This is a genomic window from Janthinobacterium sp. GW821-FHT03C08, from assembly GCF_059420905.1.
This window is the reverse complement of the sequence record NZ_JBWKUP010000003.1, coordinates 239119-254693: the sequence shown is the minus strand read 5'-3', so window position 1 is coordinate 254693 and position 15575 is coordinate 239119. Positions and strand designations below refer to the sequence as shown.

Here is a 15575-nt window from a genome sequence, read left to right as displayed (position 1 = left end):
GCGCTAACCTTTCTGTTCCTTCAACTGTTCGCGGCGCTTTTCCTGCAATTCCCGCTCGCGCGCATCGATCACGGCCTGGTCGTAAAAGGTCGCGTCCGTGGATTTGCGGGCGATCGTCAGCTGGTCCAGCGCGGCCATGGTGGCGCCCTGCAAGACGTAGGATTCGGCCAGGGCCATGTGCTGCAAGGTCATCTTGCCCTGGTCCGCGTAGGCTTTCGCCAATAAATCGTAGAGTTCCGGCTCTTCCTTGTACAGCTGCACCTGCTCGCGCAGGTACAGGGTTGCCTGCTCCAGCTTGCCTGCTCCCATCAACGCTTCCGCATACTGGCGGGCAATACCGCGCGACAGGGGAAACTGCTGGCGCGCCGCATCGGCCGCCGTCAGGGCCTGCTGCGCCACTTCCTTCTTTTGCGCCGGCATCAAGAGCACTTCCAGGGTCATCGCCGCCAGCAGCGAATTCGGCCCCTGCGTGCCGCCCGAGGTAAACACGTTCGGCCCGGCCGGCTGGTGCAGGGCGGCATAGGCCGCGTCGAGTTCCTTCTGCGCCTGCGCCGGCTGGCCCTGCTTGATGGCGACGAAGGCCAGGCCGTAATGGGCGGCCGTCACCTGGAAGCGGCTCTGTTGCTCCAGCTGCGTCGTGAAGACGGCCTTGGCATTGAGCAAACCCTGCACGCTTTCATCCTGCAGCACGCGGGCGCGGGCGCGGGCCAGGTGGAAATTCAGGCTGTCCGGACGCTGCTTGTAGGGCTGTTCGCGGATGCGCGCCTGGATGTCGGCGATGCGCTCCGTCGTCAGCGGGTGGGTCTGCAGGTAGGCGGGCATCAGGTCGCTGTACGAGCGGCTGGCCGCCTGCATGCGGCCGAAGAAGGCCACCATGCCGGTGGTATCGAAACCGGCTTCGCCCATGATCTGGAAGCCGATGCGGTCCGCCTCGCGTTCGGCGTCGCGGCCGAAATTGAGCTGGCGCTGGATGGCCAGGCCCTGGCCGGCGGCAAACACGCCCATGGCCACGTCGCCGCCCGCGCGCGAGGCCAGCGCCGCCAGCAGCATGGCGGCCAGCGGCATCAGTGCATCCTGGCGCTGCTGGCCCAGCATGCGGGCGATATGGCGCTGCGCCACGTGGCCGATCTCGTGCGACAGCACGGACGCCAGTTCCGCCTCCGTTTGCGCCGCCAGCAGCAAGGCCGAGTGCACGCCGATGAAGCCGCCAGGCAAGGCGAACGCGTTCAACTGGGGATCGCGCACGGCAAAGAAGAAATAATCGTAGTTCGTTTCGCCGCGCACGCTGGGCCGCGCCGCCACGAGGGCGTTGCCGAAGGTATTCAGGTATTCCAGCAGGGGCGCGTCATCGAGATAATCGCGGTCGCCGCGGATGCCGCGCATGATTTCCTCGCCGATCTTGCGCTCCATCGCGGGCGACAGGTCTTCGCGCGAGGTATCGCCCAGGTTCGGCAGGTTGGGCGCGGGCGGCACGGCCAGCTGCGTCCAGGTGCTGGCCGGCTTGGCCGCCGGATTGACGGCCGGTGCCGCAGGCGCGGACGTGAAGGTTTGCGCCAGCGCAAAGGGGGAAGCCAGCCATAAGGCGGCCAGCACGGGCGCGCGCCAGGCCGCGCGCGGCAATGCCGCGACGGCGTCGTGGAGCGCGGTCTGGAGGGGAGTTTTTGCATTCACGGGTGCTATCATACCTTGTTAGCGGCGCCGTTTCCCACGCGACAGGCACGCGATATGCTTGTGACATGCCCGGCTGCGCCAGCGCGCCGCGCCCTCCATCCTCACCTACTTTGACGCCATGACTACAGCAGACCAGCAAGCCCCCGCCGGGGAACTGACCCATTTCGATGCCGCGGGCCAAGCCCATATGGTCGACGTGGGCAGCAAGGACGACACGCGCCGCAGCGCCGTGGCCGCCGGCACCATCCGCATGCAGGGCGCCACCCTGGCCCTGATCATGTCCGGCAATGCAAAGAAGGGCGACGTGCTGGGCATCGCCCGCATCGCCGCCATCATGGGCGCCAAGCGCACCAGCGACCTGATCCCCCTGTGCCATCCCCTGGCCATCACGCGCGTGACCGTCGATTTTGAAGTGGACGCGGCCGCCAACAGCGTGCACTGCCGCGCCCAGGTCGACACGACGGGCAAGACGGGCGTGGAAATGGAAGCGCTGACGTCCGTGCAGATCGGCTTGCTGACCATCTACGACATGTGCAAGGCCGTCGACCGGGGCATGGTCATGACGAATGTGCGCGTGCTGGAAAAGCATGGCGGCAAGTCGGGCGACTGGCACGCCGAGGTTTGATCAGGCTGCCTGACGCGCCAGCTGGCCCTGGGCATGGCGCAAGTCGCACAGCAGCCACACGGCGCAGGCCAGGCACAGCACGATGATGGCCACCGACAGGGGCAGGTGGAATTGCTCCAGCCCTGCCAGCGCGAAGCCCGCGTGGATCAGGCCGGTGCCTATGCCCAGCGCGGCGCACACGCCTGCATAGCATCGCGCCCGCGAGGTTGCCAGCAATACGTGCCGGTAGCCCGCGAGCACCAGGGCAATGGCCGCCAGGTTGAACACCAGGAACCCCTGGATGCCGCCCGGCACATGGAACATTTCCCACTCGTGCCAGTAGGCAGCGTCGATTTGATGCAAGATCAGGAACAGCATGGTCCAAAAGTAGCTGTGCGTCATCACATTTAGATTCGTCAATATTGACGCAATTATAAAGCCTGGACGGCAGGCAGGAAGGATGTACCGGCATTTATTCATGCGCATGTGAATTTCATTGATATAAATGCTTTTTAACCAAGAAATCATGCATACTGCACTTCGACCCCATCACGATGAGCATCGCATGACAAGTAACAAGCCCGCCGCGGCAGCCACGCTCCAGGACTTCGAATTCGAAGCCATGAACCTGCAGGTGGGCGGGCGCATCCAGTTCATCACGCACCGCACCATCAAGCCCATCCAGCATTTCTCGACCGTGATCGGCTATGTGAAGGATGAGTATCTGATCGTCAAGGTTCCCCTGGAAAATGGCGTCCCCATCGTCCTCAACGAAGGCGACAAGCTGACCATCCGCGTGTTTTCCGGCGTCACCGTGTGCTCGTTTTCCTGCAGCGTGCTGCGCATCTTCGGCCGTCCCCTGCACTATGTGCACCTGAGCTTTCCCGACGCCATCCAGGGCACCAGCCTGCGCACGGCCATGCGCGTGAAAGTGGAGATTCCCGCGCAGCTGAGCTACCGCGACGTGGCGGCCGTGCCCGTGTTCATCGTCAACCTCAGCGTGTCGGGCGCGCTGATCGAGTCGCCCTGCATGCTCACGCCCGACGACGACGGCGTGACGCTCAGCTTTACCCTGCTGGTGCAGCCGAACAAGCACCAGATGCGCCTCAATACGCGCGCGCGCATCCAGAACGTCAGCGTGGGCAAGCCCTCGCACGGCCACGCCGCGCAGGTGGCGGAAATCCACACGTACGGCGTGCAATTCATCGACCTGGAGCCGACCCACTACACGCTGCTGCAAAACCTCACCTATGAAGCGCTGATCGCGGACCGGCAAAAGATCGTCTGACGCCAGGCGGGCAGGCTCACTGGGTCGCCGCCGGCCCCCTCGCCGGCGGATTGTCCTTCAGGATGGCTTCGGCCGCGGCCGCATTCGTGACGGTGGTACTGTTGAGCCAGCTCAAGCTGCTGGTGCCCGGCTGCAAGGTCATCTTCACGATCTTGCCTGCCATGCCCGCGCCCAGGCCGGGGGCCAGTATCAGTTCGATATCGCCCGTGGTGACCTTGGCGCTGGCCACTTCGCGCGTCGCCGTAAACAGGGGAATGGGGCCGGGAACATTCTCGGTGGGCGTGCTGCAGGCGGCCGCCTCGCCGCCATTTTCCTGCACGCACAGGGCCACGGCCGTTTTCAAGGGCGCGGCGGCGGCCAGCACGTTGCTGACCTTGGCCCGCATGGTGTAGTCGCCGTACTGGGGAATGGCCACGGCCGCCAGGATGCCGGCGATGGCCACGACGATCATCAGTTCTATCAGGGTAAATCCGCTCTGCCCGCGCATCGTCTCCTCCCAAGGTGCTTTGCTCACGTCCTGCACGGTGCAAGCGCCATGCCAGCGGCGCTCCCGGGCAGCGGCGCCACAGGTGGAAAGAAAAGCGACACTTTCCGGCAGGCGCGGCCCTGCCGTGTCAGCTGGCGTCCGCGGGCAGTCCTTTCTTTTCCGCAAAATAAGGATAGGCCAGCGGCAACAGCAGCAAGGTAAAGAAGGTGGCCGAGACGATGCCGCCCACGATCACGACGGCGAACGGACGCTGGGTTTCCGAGCCGATGCCATGCGACAGCGCCGCCGGCAGCAGGCCCAGACCCGCCATCAGGGCCGTCATCAGGATGGGCCGCAGGCGCGCCACGGCGCCGGCGATGGCGCTGTCGACGGCGCTGGCGTCATGCCGGGCGATCTCGACGATCTGCTCGACCATGATGACGCCGTTCTGCACCGAGATGCCGGCCACGGCAATGAAGCCGACGGCCGCCGAGACGGAAAAATGCAGGCCGACGAGCGCCAGGCCCAGGATGCCGCCGATCAGGGTAAATGGCACGATGGACAGGATCAGCATGGCCTTGCGCACGGAGCGGAAGGCCCAGAACAGCAGCGAAAAGATCATCAGCGCGGTGATCGGCACGATCACTTCCAGGCGCTTCACGGCGCGCTGCTGGTTCTCGAACTGTCCGCCCCAGGTGATCTGGTAGCCCGGCGGCAAGTGCACGAGGCGCGCCACTTTTTCTTGCGCTTCAGCAACAAAACTGCCCTGGTCGCGGCCCAGCAGGTTGGCCTTGACGGACGCATTGCGCCCGCCCGCTTCGCGGCTGATGCGGGCCGCGCCCTGGCGCACCTCGATATGCGCCAGCTCGGCCAGCGCCACCGTGCCGGCGCCGCCCGGCAGATTGACCTGCAGGGCGCCGATGGCATCGACGGAATCGCGCGCCGCCTCCTTCAGGCGCACGGTGATGTCGAAGCGCCGGTCGCCTTCGAAATACGCGTTGACGGCGTTGCCCGCCAGCGCCGTCTGGATTGCCGTGTTGACATCGGCCACGTTGACGCCCAGGCGGGCGATGCGCTCGCGGTCGATAACAATGTCGAGTTCGCTCTGCCCGCCGATTTTCACGGCGCCCACGTCGGCCGCGCCCGCAATGCCGCCCAGGATGGCGGCGATCTGCTCGCTCTTTTGCGTCAGCACGTCCAGGTCGGGGCCGTAGATCTTCACGGCGATCTCGCCCTTCACGCCGGACAGCGCCTCTTCCACGTTGTCCTCGATGACCTGCGAAAAGTTCGTCGGCACGCCGGGCAGGCTGCGGATCTTCGCCGACATGTCGGCCACCAGCGCGTCCTTGTCCGCAAAGCGCCAGCTGCCGCGCGGTTTCAGGTCGGCCAGGATTTCCATGTTGTTGCTGCCCTTCGGGTCGGTGCCGTCGTCGGGCCGGCCCACGTGCGAAATGACATTGCCCACTTCCGGGTAGGACAGGATGATGGCGCGCACCTGCTGCTCCACGGCGCGCGTCTTTTCCAGCGAACTCGAGGTCGGCAGGCTGACCGTCAGCCACAGGTTGCCCTCGTCGAGCTTGGGCAGGAATTCACTGCCCAGCAGGGGCGCCAGGGCCAGCGTCACCACCAGCGCCAGCACCGAAGCGAGCATGACGAAGATGCGCTGGCGCTGCGCCGCCGCCAGCAGGCGGCCGTAGCCGTCCTGGATGCGCTGCAGCCAGGCGCTGTGCTGCTCCGCCATCGGATGGCGGCGCATGGTCCAGGCAAGCAAGGTCGGCACCAGGGTCATGGTCAGGATGATGGCGCCCAGCATGGCAAAGCTCAGCGTGAAGGCGACGGGCGAGAAGATCTTGCCTTCCACGCGCTGGAAGGTGTAGATGGGAATGAAGGCGACAATGATGATGGCCTTGGCAAACAGGATGGGGTGGCCCAGGTCGACGACCGTCTGCTTCAGGGTGCGCTCGCGCAGGGCGGAATCGTGCCGGCCCGGCTCGCCCAGCAGCGCCAGCCGCACCAGCAGGGCTTCGACCAGCACGACGGCGCTGTCGATGATGATGCCGAAGTCGACCGCCCCCAACGAAATCAGGTTGGCGGGAATGCCGCGCGCGTCGAGCATGATGAAGGCGAACAGCAGCGACAGGGGAATCACGGCCGCGACGATGAGGGCGGCGCGCCAGTTGCCCAGGAAAATCACCAGGATGGCGATCACCAGCGCCGCGCCCAGCAGCAGGTTTTCCGCCACCGTGTGCACCGTGTGGCCGATCAGTTCCGTGCGGTCGTAGATCGTGCGCAGGTGCACGCCTTGCGGCAGGCGCGCGTCGAGGCCGGCGATGGCCAGCTTGACGTCGGCCACAACCTTGGCCGCGTTGCTGCCCTTGCTCATCTGCACGATGCCTTCCACCACGCTGTTTTCGCGGTTGAAGGCCACCACGCCGGAACGGGGACGATTGCCCACGGTCACCTCGGCCAGGTCCGACACGAGTACCGTGCGCCCGGCCTTGGCGCTGACGATGACACGGCCGATATCATCGATGCTGCCGAAGATGCCGATGCCGCGCACCACCAGCGCCTCGTCGCCGCGGCGCACCAGGCCGCCGCCCACATTGGCGCTGTTGTTGCTCAAGGCCGCGCTGAGCTGGTCGATGGTGACGCCGTAGCGCTGCAGGGCGGCCGGGTCCACCTGCACCTGGTACTCCTTGACGGTGCCGCCGAAGCTGACGACGTCGGCCACGCCGGGCACGATGCGCAGCGCGGGACGCACGACCCAGTCCTGCAAGGCCCGCACCTCGTTCGCATCCATGCCCGGGGGCGCCTCGATGACGTAGCGGAAGATTTCGCCGACCGCCGTCGACAGCGGCGCCAGGCTCGCCTGCACGCCCGTGGGCAAGTTAACGTTCTGCAATTTCTCCAGCACTTGCTGGCGCGCAAAATAGTCGTCCGTGCCATCGGCAAACGTCAGCGTCACGACGGACAGGCCCGTGATCGTCACGGAACGCAGCTGCGTCTGCTGCGGCACGCCGCTCATTTCCCGCTCGATGGGCAGGGTGACGTTGCGTTCGACTTCCTCCGGCGCCTGGCCCGGATACTGCGTGACGATCTGCACCTGCACGTCCTGCACGTCGGGAAAGGCTTCGATGGGCAGGTTGCTCAGCGCGCGGTAGCCGAAGACGGCCAGCGCCGCCGTCAGGATCAGCACGAAGACGCGCTGCGCCAGGACAAAATCGATCAGCTTAGCGAGCATTGCTGGCCACCTCGGCGTTGAGCAGGAAGGCGCCTTCCGTGACGACCCGTTCACCGGCGCTCACGCCCGCGTCGACGAAGCTGCTGTCGCGGCCCTTGACGCGCACGTTGACGCGGCGCTTTTCAAACGTGCCGGGCTGTTTTTCCACGAAGACATAGCTGTACATGCCTTCGGCGAACAGGCTGGTATTGGGCAGGGCCACGGCCAGCGTGCTGCCGTCGCCGGCCAGGAAGGCGGCGCGCGCGAACATTTCCGGCTTCAGGGCGCCATCGGCGTTATCCAGCGTGCAGCGCACCTGGATGCGCCGCGTCTGCGGGTCCAGCACCGGCGCCACGTGCGCCACCGTGGCGCTGAAGCGGCGCCCCGGGTAGGCATCCGTCTCGACGCTGACGGCCTGGCCCTGGCGCACGCTGGCCAGGGCGCTTTCCGGCACGTCGACCAGCAGCCACAGACGGCGCAGGTCGCTGATGACGAACAGGGGCGCGGGGGCGTCGGGGCGCACTTCCTGGCCCGGATTGATCTGGCGGTCGGCGATGGTGCCGGCCAGCGGCGCGCGCAGGGCGAAGCGGCCATTGTCGCTGCCGGCCGCGTTCAGGCTGTGCATGCGCAGGGCCGCGCGCCGCGTCTCCGCGCGCGCCTGCTGGAAGTCGGCATCGGCCGACTCGTAATCCTTGCGCGCCAGCACCTCGCCGCGGAACAGCGTGTCGGCGCGCTGGTAGGCCAGCTGCTTGCGCACTTCGTCGGCCTGCGCCTTGCGCCAGTCGGCTTCGGCACTGGCCAGGTCGGGCGAATCGAGGTCGGCCAGCAGCGCGCCGCGCGCCACCTTGTCGCCGCTGTCCGCATGCAGGGCCAGCACGCGGCCCAGCACGGGCGAACTGACGCGCGTGGTGACGTTTTCATCATAGGCGATGCGTCCGTTCAGGGCGGCGCTGGCCGGCAGCGGCACGGCGCTCACGGCGGCGATCTTCAGCGTCGCCATCTGCGGCGCGTTCGCGGCAAAGTGCAGCACGCCGCTCGCGGCAACGCTGGAGGCCACGGCGGCGGCCGGCAAGGCGGCGGCGTGCGCCCGCTGCAGATACTGCACGCCCGCGGCGGAGCCGCCGCACAGCAGGATGAACAGGGCGCCATAGGTCAGGGTGCTGCGCGATATCATGGTGTCGTTCTTTCAAGGGATGCACTGGGGAAAGATGTCTGCCAGGCGGCCAGCGCCTTGGCATAGTCGCTGCGGGCGGCCAGCGCGTCGAGCTGCACGGCGCGGTAGCTGCGTCGCACGTCGAGCACGTCGGCGATGGACAGGGCGCCGTGCTGGTAGGCGAATTCCGCCGCCTGGGCCGACTTGCGCGCGGCCGGCAGCAGGCTGTCGTCGATGCGCTGCAGGCGCTCGCCGTTGCTGCGCACGTCGAGCGCGGCACGCTCCAGTTCCGCCCTGGCCAGAATGCGCGCCTGCTCCAGGTTTTCCTGCGCCAGGTCCAGCGCCGCCTGGGCGCTGCGGATCTCGCCGTCATACTGGTAGCGCAGGAACAGCGGCACCTGCAGGGAAATGCCGAAGCTGTTGCCGCTGCCCTGCGGATTGCCGGCGCTGGCCGGGTAATGTTCGGCCTGCACGCCGACGGACACGTCGCGCGTGCGCGCGGCCAGCGCCAGCTTATGTGCGGACGTGGCCGCCGCCACCCGTGCCTGCGCCGCCATCACGTCGGGCCGCCGCGCGATGGCCGCATCGCTGGCCGCGCCGGCCGGCCCGGCCTGCGCCAGCGTGCCGGCGGCAACCATGGCCGGCCAGCCATCGGCCAGCGGCAGCTGCGCCTGGCGGCTGTCGATGCCCGTCAGCAAGGCCAGCGCCTGGCGCGCCCGCGCGACCTCGCTGCGCGCCTGCAGGGCATCATTGCTGGCGCGCAACGCTTCGACTTGCAGCCGCGCCACGTCGGCCGGCGACAGGTCTCCCGCCTTGCGCTGCGTCTGCGCCACGTCGACGGTGCGCTGGTACAACTGCGCCGTCTCGCCGAGGATGGCCTGGCGTTCGCCCGCCGCCAGCGCATCGTAATAGGCCTGGCTGACGGCGAGACGCAGCTGGCGCCGCGCCTCGCGCACGTCTTCGCGCGCGCCCTCCTCCTGGTGCTGGGCGCCATCGCGGCGCAGGCCGCGCTTGCCGCCCCGCTCCAGCAACTGGTCGATGCGCACGCTGCTGTCGACCGTCTTGCTGCGCAAGCTGCCGGCGCCCACGCCCAGGCCGGGATTGATGTTCATCGTCTGCACCGTCAGCATGGGATTGGGCGCGGCGGCGGCGCTGGTCACGGCAGCGGCGGCACTCTCCGCCGCCAGGGCGGAGACGCGCACGTCGTGGTTGCGCTCGAGCGCAATGCGCTGCAGCTGCTCCAGCCCCAGGCTGTCTGCCGGCGGGGTCTGCGCATGCAGGATCAGTGGCAGGCACAGGGGCAGCAGCGCTGCGGGCCAGCGGAAACATTTCATGGACATGGTGGGCACTTTCGCGTTCTCTTGCAATTAATTGCTGTCTGCAGGCAACAACTTGGAGATGCGCGACAGATGACCCTGCCCGCAATCTTCCGGCCACAGCTCTACCTGCACCCCGGGCCTGGCGTCGATATCGGGCGGCACCTCGGCCACGGCCGTGCGCATGACCCGCACATGGCGGTAGCGCAGCTCGACGAAATGGCGGCTCGCCAGCTCGGCGTCGGACAGGCGCGCCAGGCAAACCGGCAACTCGGCGGCGCGTGCGGGCGCGTATGGCGCGACGATCCAGGCGCGCTTCGCGCCCCGCTGCCAGTCCACCCTGGGCGCCTCGGCACAGGCGCATAACAGCAGCAGGCATAGCGCGGCTACGCCCGGTTTCATGGCATCCATAGCTAGGGTTCCGAAGTAAAGAGTAGGCGCGCACGGGGCGCGCGACGATGGTGCTGACAGGCCGAATCATAGGCGCGCGCTACGCCGAACGGTGTTACAAGTTGGTAATGTCACATGCCTGTCATGGCCCGTCCGGACGGCCACGGGAACGGCCATGGCGCGCGGCGAAAAAGGGGAAGGCGGGCGGCCGGAACGGCCGTGGCACGGGGAAGCGCGGGACGAAAAAAAAGGAGCCGAAGCTCCTTTTCTTGTGCTGCATCAAAACCTGGCTGAAATTACAGCATGGCTTTCAGCAGACGCGCCATTTCGGACGGGTTTTTGGTCACGGTGATGCCGCAAGCTTCCATGATTTCCAGCTTGGCTTGTGCCGTATCGGCACCGCCCGAGATCAGCGCGCCGGCGTGGCCCATGCGCTTGCCTGGAGGAGCGGTCACACCGGCGATGAAGCCGACGACCGGTTTTTTCATGTTGTCCTTGATCCAGTACGCCGCGTTGGCTTCGTCCGGACCGCCGATTTCGCCGATCATGATGACCGCGTCGGTATCAGGATCGTCATTGAACATCTTCATGATGTCGATGTGCTTCAGACCGTTGATCGGGTCGCCGCCGATGCCGACTGCCGACGATTGGCCCAGGCCCAGTGCGGTCAGCTGACCCACTGCTTCATAGGTCAGGGTGCCCGAACGGGAAACGACGCCGATACGGCCCTTCTTGTGGATGTGACCTGGCATGATGCCGATCTTGATTTCGTCTGGCGTGATCAGGCCTGGGCAGTTAGGGCCCAGCAGCAGGGTTTTGCTGTTGGCTTTGGCCATGCGGTCTTTCAGGGCCATCATGTCACGGACAGGAATGCCTTCGGTGATGCAAATGGCCAGATCCATTTCCGCTTCGACAGCTTCCCAGATCGCCGCTGCCGCGCCTGCTGGCGGCACGTAGATCACGGAAACGTTGGCGCCGGTTTCTTTTTTCGCTTCGGTCACGTTAGCGAAAATAGGAATGCCTTCGAAATCTTCGCCGGCTTTCTTCGGGTTCACGCCTGCCACGAAGGCAGCTTTGCCGTTCGCGTAGTCGCGGCAACCGCGGGTGTGGAACTGGCCGGTCTTGCCGGTGATCCCTTGGGTGACAACTTTGGTATCTTTATTGATCAGAATGGACATGTTGATTCCTTAATTAAGCTTGACCGGCAGCAGCGGCAACGACGCTCTTGGCTGCATCTTCCATGGTGTCGGCTGCGATGATAGGCAGACCGGAATCGGCCAGCATCTTCTTGCCCAGGTCTTCGTTGGTGCCCTTCATGCGCACCACCAGCGGTACGTTCAGCGAAACGGCTTTCACCGCGGCGATGACGCCTTCGGCGATCACGTCGCAACGCATGATGCCGCCGAAAATGTTCACCAGGATGGCTTTCAGGCCTGGGTTTTTCAGCATGATCTTGAACGCTTCGGTCACTTTTTCTGCCGTGGCGCCGCCGCCGACGTCCAGGAAGTTGGCAGGCTCGCCGCCGAACAGTTTGATCGTGTCCATGGTGGCCATGGCCAGGCCGGCACCGTTCACCAGGCAACCGATGTTACCGTCGAGCGAGATGTAGGCCAGGTCGAATTTCGACGCTTCGATTTCCGCTGGATCTTCTTCGTCCAGATCGCGCAGGGCGACGATTTCCGGGTGACGGAACAGGGCGTTCGGGTCAAAGTTGAACTTGGCGTCCAGGGCGATGACCTTGCCGCTGCCGGTGACGATCAGCGGATTGATCTCGGCCAGCGAGCAGTCGGTTTCCCAGTAGGCTTTGTACAGGCCTTGCAGGTTGACGCGTGCGTCGACGATGGAACCGGCAGGCACGCCGATTTTGGTCGCGATGTCGTCTGCCTGGGCATCGGTCAGGCCAACGCTCGGCTCGATGGTGACGTGGTGGATCTTCTCCGGGTGGCTCTCGGCCACTTCTTCGATGTCCATGCCGCCTTCGGACGACGCCATCAGGACGATCTTCTGGGTAACGCGGTCGGTGACCAGCGAAACGTACAGTTCTTGCTTGATGTCGGCGCCTTCTTCCACCAGCAGGCGGTTGACTTTCTGGCCTTCGGCGCTGGTCTGATGCGTGATCAGCTGCATGCCCATGATCTGGTCGGCGTATTCCTTGACCTGTTCGATCGATTTTGCCACTTTCACGCCGCCGCCCTTGCCGCGGCCACCTGCGTGGATCTGTGCCTTGACGACCCACACCGGGCCGCCCAGGGTTTCCGCAGCCTTGACTGCCTCGTCGACGGACATGCACGGAATACCGCGTGGTACCGTCACTCCGAATTGCCGGAGGATTTCTTTGGCTTGATACTCATGGATTTTCATGCTGGCTTCCCTTCTGATACTGATGTGTAAAAATACGGTTAGTGGTGCAAAAAAAACAGGAAAAACAGCGCAGGGATCACGCTTTGGCTACCCAGCGCGGGTAATACTGTGCCACTGCCCCGCCATCGGTGCGCAGGGCGTGGCATTTGTCGAGTTGAAACGGCTTTTCATGCGGCAAATCAGCATTCTCACCGTCGCGGGTCGACCAGACATCGCCGGCAAATGCCTGAACTGTCGCAGTCGGCAAGACTTGCGCCAGTTCGGTCAAATGGGTACAGCCGGCGATTCCCGCCAGGCGCTGTTTCAAGTCGCGGCGGAAATTCTTCAATAAATTCAAGCCGATCAGCGCCCGGTAAGCGGGGCCGATGGTATCGCAAAAACCGGGATAGGGCACGGCATCGGAGGCGGCTTCGGCCTCGACGATGGTCAGTTCGCGATCGACGGTAATGCGTAAATGGAGGTCATGCAGAGGGGTGCCGGCGGGACGGGGGCCGGAGGCCAGGGTCGCGTCGTAGCTTTTGATGTCGGTAATACGGGCGTCAATATCCCACAGGCCGTCCTCGCGCACATACGCTTGGACGTCGATAACGCGGGAGTGCCGTAGGGCGCGCCGGGATACGGGAGTTGACAGGGGCATAAGACCGATGCCGCTTGCGCGGCCAAAATTTAGTAAGCAGCCATGTGCATAAAGCACGCCGTTCGCAGCTTCTACGAACGGCAACCGCACCTGCGGCGCCGCAAAAACCCTAAAAGTGTAGCACACTGGACGCCGGTTGCGCCGCAACATAATTTTTCATTGTTTCGTTAAAAACGTTTCAAATTATAAATAGATGCGGCGCTTTTCGGCAAAGTCATTCACGATGCGAATGACCGATATCAAAAATCCATGCTTCTGCCGGCCCGGCGGGAACGGCTACTCGGCCACGCCCAGCGACTGCAGGATCGGCAGCGTGCTGGCACGGAAGCTTTCCGCATGCACGGCCAGTTCGGCCAGGTTGTCTTCATCCGTCGTCAGCACCGTGCCATTGCGCACCACGGTTTGCTGCAATGCGCGGAAATACGGCCACGCAAATGCCACCCAGGCCTCCGGCGTGTCGTGCCCTTCCAGCCTGGCCAGCAGAAATAACTGTTGCAAATGATACACACCCATGCCGCCGCCCGTCACGGGACTGGCCAGCGCAACGAGGTCGGTACGCCCGCGGGCCTTGTTCAGCAGATGGCGGTTCAGCCTGGCCGTGACCGGCCGTGCCAGGGCGATGGCGGCATCGTCCTGCACCGACACTATGCAGGCCTTATGCGCCAGCACCAGCAGCATCTGCAGCAAGGCGCCCAGTTCCGCCACATTGGCGGGCAAGCGCTGCTGCAACTCGCCTATCGTGTGCGGCTGGTAATCGGCCAGCAGTTCCAGCAGCGGGCCATAGACGGCCTGGTCCATGTCGGCCTCGCCCAAGGCCCCCGTCACCTTCATCGTGATCTGCGCGACCGGCGCCACCAGGATGATGCGCACGGCGCGCAGCGCGCTGGCCTGTTCAAAGGCATTGAGCTTGCGGCTGCCCTTGACCCAGTAATCCTGGCGGAACTGGCGGTTGATGAGGAAATCGGCGGTGGTCTCGCGGAAGGTGGCGTCCGGAATCTGCGCCAGGAACGCCATGTGTTCGGGCGACAGGTTAAGCGGCGGCACATGATCGTGGTAGGCGGCCGAGCCGGCATACTCCAGCTTGACCGCAGCCAACACCGGCTGGATGGCTGAAAACGACACCGGTTCCCAGTAATGATTGAAGTATTCGTGGGACAGGTAATTCGGGTCCTGTTCGCTGATCTGCTGCAGCCGCAAGGCGACCGTGGGGTTGGCCTGCAGGTAGCGCGGCTTGGTCTCCATCATGCTGTTGACGAAGGACAGCGCGCTGCCCACGCGCGCCAGGGCATCCTGGCCCGGCGCGCTCATCACGCGGCTATGCTGCGCCATCAGGTCGCGCAGCGGCGTCATCGCCGCCCAGCCCGCCTGCGTGTTGTAGCTGATGTACAGCACGCCACCCGGCTTGAGCTTGCGCGCCAGAAAATCGGCGATATGCGCCTGGTTTTCCGGCGAGATCCAGCTCCAGATGCCGTGCAGGGCGATGTAGTCGAAGTCCGGCAGGTCGCTGCGGGCGCAAAAATCCTGGAACGACTGTTCCGACAGCACGGCCCCGTTGCCCGACACCTCGGCCAGTTCCTGCGCAAAGGCAGTCTGGGCCGGATTGAAATCCGTGCCATACCAGCGCGTGCCGGATGCAGCGGCATGGATATTGACGGTCATGCCCTGGCCAAAGCCCAATTCGCATGCCGTGCCTATGCCGGGTGGCTGTATCCCCCGGCTCAGCAGCAGCAACTGCGTGCGCAAAGGATTCAATTCCGTGTAATAGCCGTAGGTATATGCGGTTTCAAAGGTATAGCCGGCATGCCAGTTGCTCATCAGGTGTCCCGTATTCCATGGAAATAAGTGCCATTGCGCACCATGCGCGCGGCCATGGCAGAATAACTGATCCTTGCTGGCAAGTTAACAACTATTCCTCGTCGGGGTCCAGGCCTTTCAGGGCCACCTGCACGGCGCGCTGGGAAAAACCGCGCTGCATCAGGAAGCGCATCTGCTTGTTGCGCTGTTCCGCATCTTGCGCCACCTGGCCGAATTTGCGGCGCCACACCTCGCAGGCGCGGGCAATTTCGCCTTCGGCCAGGCCCGCCTTGAGTTCCTGCAAGGCTTCGCCGCCTATGCCGTGGCTTTGCAGCTCCGCCATGATGCGGCTGTTGCCGAAACGGGCCGAGCGGCGATGGATCAGGGACTCGGAAAAGCGTTCCTGCGACAGCCAGTTGGCTTGCTCGAGGCTGTCAAGCAGGGCTTCCACGTCATCGCCTTCCTGCGCATGCCGCTGCAGCTTGCGCCGCAATTCCATGCGGCTATGTTCGCGCATCGATAAAAACCGTAGCGCCCTGCCCTTCAGGCTCAGTTGTACCGCTGCCATACCCATACCCCATCTTTACTACACCGGATTTACTACACCGGACTGTAAACACAATTGCCGCCAGGCGCACAGGCGCAGGGCGGCAATCATTGTAGATCGTTTGTGCG

The 15575-nt window shown here is 64.8% G+C and carries 14 protein-coding genes; 2 read left to right on the top strand and 12 right to left on the bottom strand.

Annotated elements, in window-relative coordinates; genetic code table 11:
- Window positions 1-3: 3 nt before the first annotated feature.
- Window positions 4-1593 (bottom strand): M48 family metallopeptidase, encoded by a 1590-nt coding sequence (locus AC07VL_RS05595; RefSeq protein WP_494805071.1) that lies wholly within the window; start codon window positions 1591-1593, stop codon window positions 4-6.
- Between the two features lie 196 nt (window positions 1594-1789).
- Here AC07VL_RS05595 and moaC point away from each other — a divergent pair, with 196 nt between their 5' ends.
- Window positions 1790-2296, top strand: a complete 507-nt coding sequence (gene moaC / locus AC07VL_RS05590; RefSeq protein ID WP_494804953.1) for a cyclic pyranopterin monophosphate synthase MoaC — start codon at window positions 1790-1792, stop codon at window positions 2294-2296.
- On the opposite strand, the gene AC07VL_RS05585 is transcribed toward moaC, so the two are convergent.
- Window positions 2297-2677: a DUF6713 family protein gene (locus AC07VL_RS05585; protein ID WP_494805070.1), complete on the bottom strand. Its 381-nt coding sequence runs from the start codon at window positions 2675-2677 to the stop codon at window positions 2297-2299.
- A gap of 163 nt (window positions 2678-2840) precedes the next feature.
- Between AC07VL_RS05585 and AC07VL_RS05580 the strand changes: the two genes are divergently transcribed.
- Complete coding sequence (locus AC07VL_RS05580; RefSeq protein WP_494804952.1) at window positions 2841-3563, top strand: flagellar brake protein; 723 nt, start codon at window positions 2841-2843, stop codon at window positions 3561-3563.
- A gap of 16 nt (window positions 3564-3579) precedes the next feature.
- On the opposite strand, the gene AC07VL_RS05575 is transcribed toward AC07VL_RS05580, so the two are convergent.
- The 10 genes from AC07VL_RS05575 to recX all read right to left on the bottom strand — a co-directional run bounded on the left by AC07VL_RS05575 (window position 3580) and on the right by recX (window position 15468).
- Window positions 3580-4050, bottom strand: coding sequence for a pilin (locus tag AC07VL_RS05575; protein WP_494804951.1), 471 nt, complete (start codon window positions 4048-4050; stop codon window positions 3580-3582).
- A 127-nt stretch (window positions 4051-4177) separates the two neighbouring features.
- Complete coding sequence (locus tag AC07VL_RS05570; protein WP_494804950.1) at window positions 4178-7270, bottom strand: efflux RND transporter permease subunit; 3093 nt, start codon at window positions 7268-7270, stop codon at window positions 4178-4180.
- Complete coding sequence (locus AC07VL_RS05565) at window positions 7260-8423, bottom strand: efflux RND transporter periplasmic adaptor subunit (RefSeq protein WP_494804949.1); 1164 nt, start codon at window positions 8421-8423, stop codon at window positions 7260-7262. Before AC07VL_RS05565 ends, AC07VL_RS05570 begins: the two co-directional genes overlap by 11 nt.
- Window positions 8420-9742 (bottom strand): TolC family protein, encoded by a 1323-nt coding sequence (locus AC07VL_RS05560; protein WP_494804948.1) that lies wholly within the window; start codon window positions 9740-9742, stop codon window positions 8420-8422. The genes AC07VL_RS05565 and AC07VL_RS05560 overlap by 4 nt, the downstream gene beginning before the upstream one ends.
- A 27-nt stretch (window positions 9743-9769) precedes the next feature.
- Window positions 9770-10129 (bottom strand): hypothetical protein, encoded by a 360-nt coding sequence (locus AC07VL_RS05555; protein ID WP_494804947.1) that lies wholly within the window; start codon window positions 10127-10129, stop codon window positions 9770-9772.
- Between the two features lie 275 nt (window positions 10130-10404).
- On the bottom strand, window positions 10405-11286 hold the full coding sequence (gene sucD, locus AC07VL_RS05550) for a succinate--CoA ligase subunit alpha (RefSeq protein ID WP_034746085.1): 882 nt from the start codon (window positions 11284-11286) through the stop codon (window positions 10405-10407).
- Between the two features lie 13 nt (window positions 11287-11299).
- The gene (gene sucC / locus AC07VL_RS05545; protein WP_152284203.1) at window positions 11300-12469 is read right to left on the bottom strand and encodes an ADP-forming succinate--CoA ligase subunit beta; all 1170 of its coding nucleotides are present in this window, start codon (window positions 12467-12469) and stop codon (window positions 11300-11302) included.
- A 76-nt stretch (window positions 12470-12545) separates the two neighbouring features.
- On the bottom strand, window positions 12546-13106 hold the full coding sequence (locus AC07VL_RS05540; RefSeq protein ID WP_290600122.1) for a DUF2889 domain-containing protein: 561 nt from the start codon (window positions 13104-13106) through the stop codon (window positions 12546-12548).
- Window positions 13107-13382: 276 nt separating this feature from the next.
- Window positions 13383-14921 carry a methyltransferase regulatory domain-containing protein gene (locus tag AC07VL_RS05535; protein WP_494804946.1) on the bottom strand — a complete coding sequence of 513 codons (1539 nt, stop codon included), beginning with the start codon at window positions 14919-14921 and terminating at the stop codon, window positions 13383-13385.
- Between the two features lie 91 nt (window positions 14922-15012).
- Window positions 15013-15468: a recombination regulator RecX gene (recX, locus tag AC07VL_RS05530; RefSeq protein ID WP_494804945.1), complete on the bottom strand. Its 456-nt coding sequence runs from the start codon at window positions 15466-15468 to the stop codon at window positions 15013-15015.
- Window positions 15469-15575: the final 107 nt, after the last annotated feature.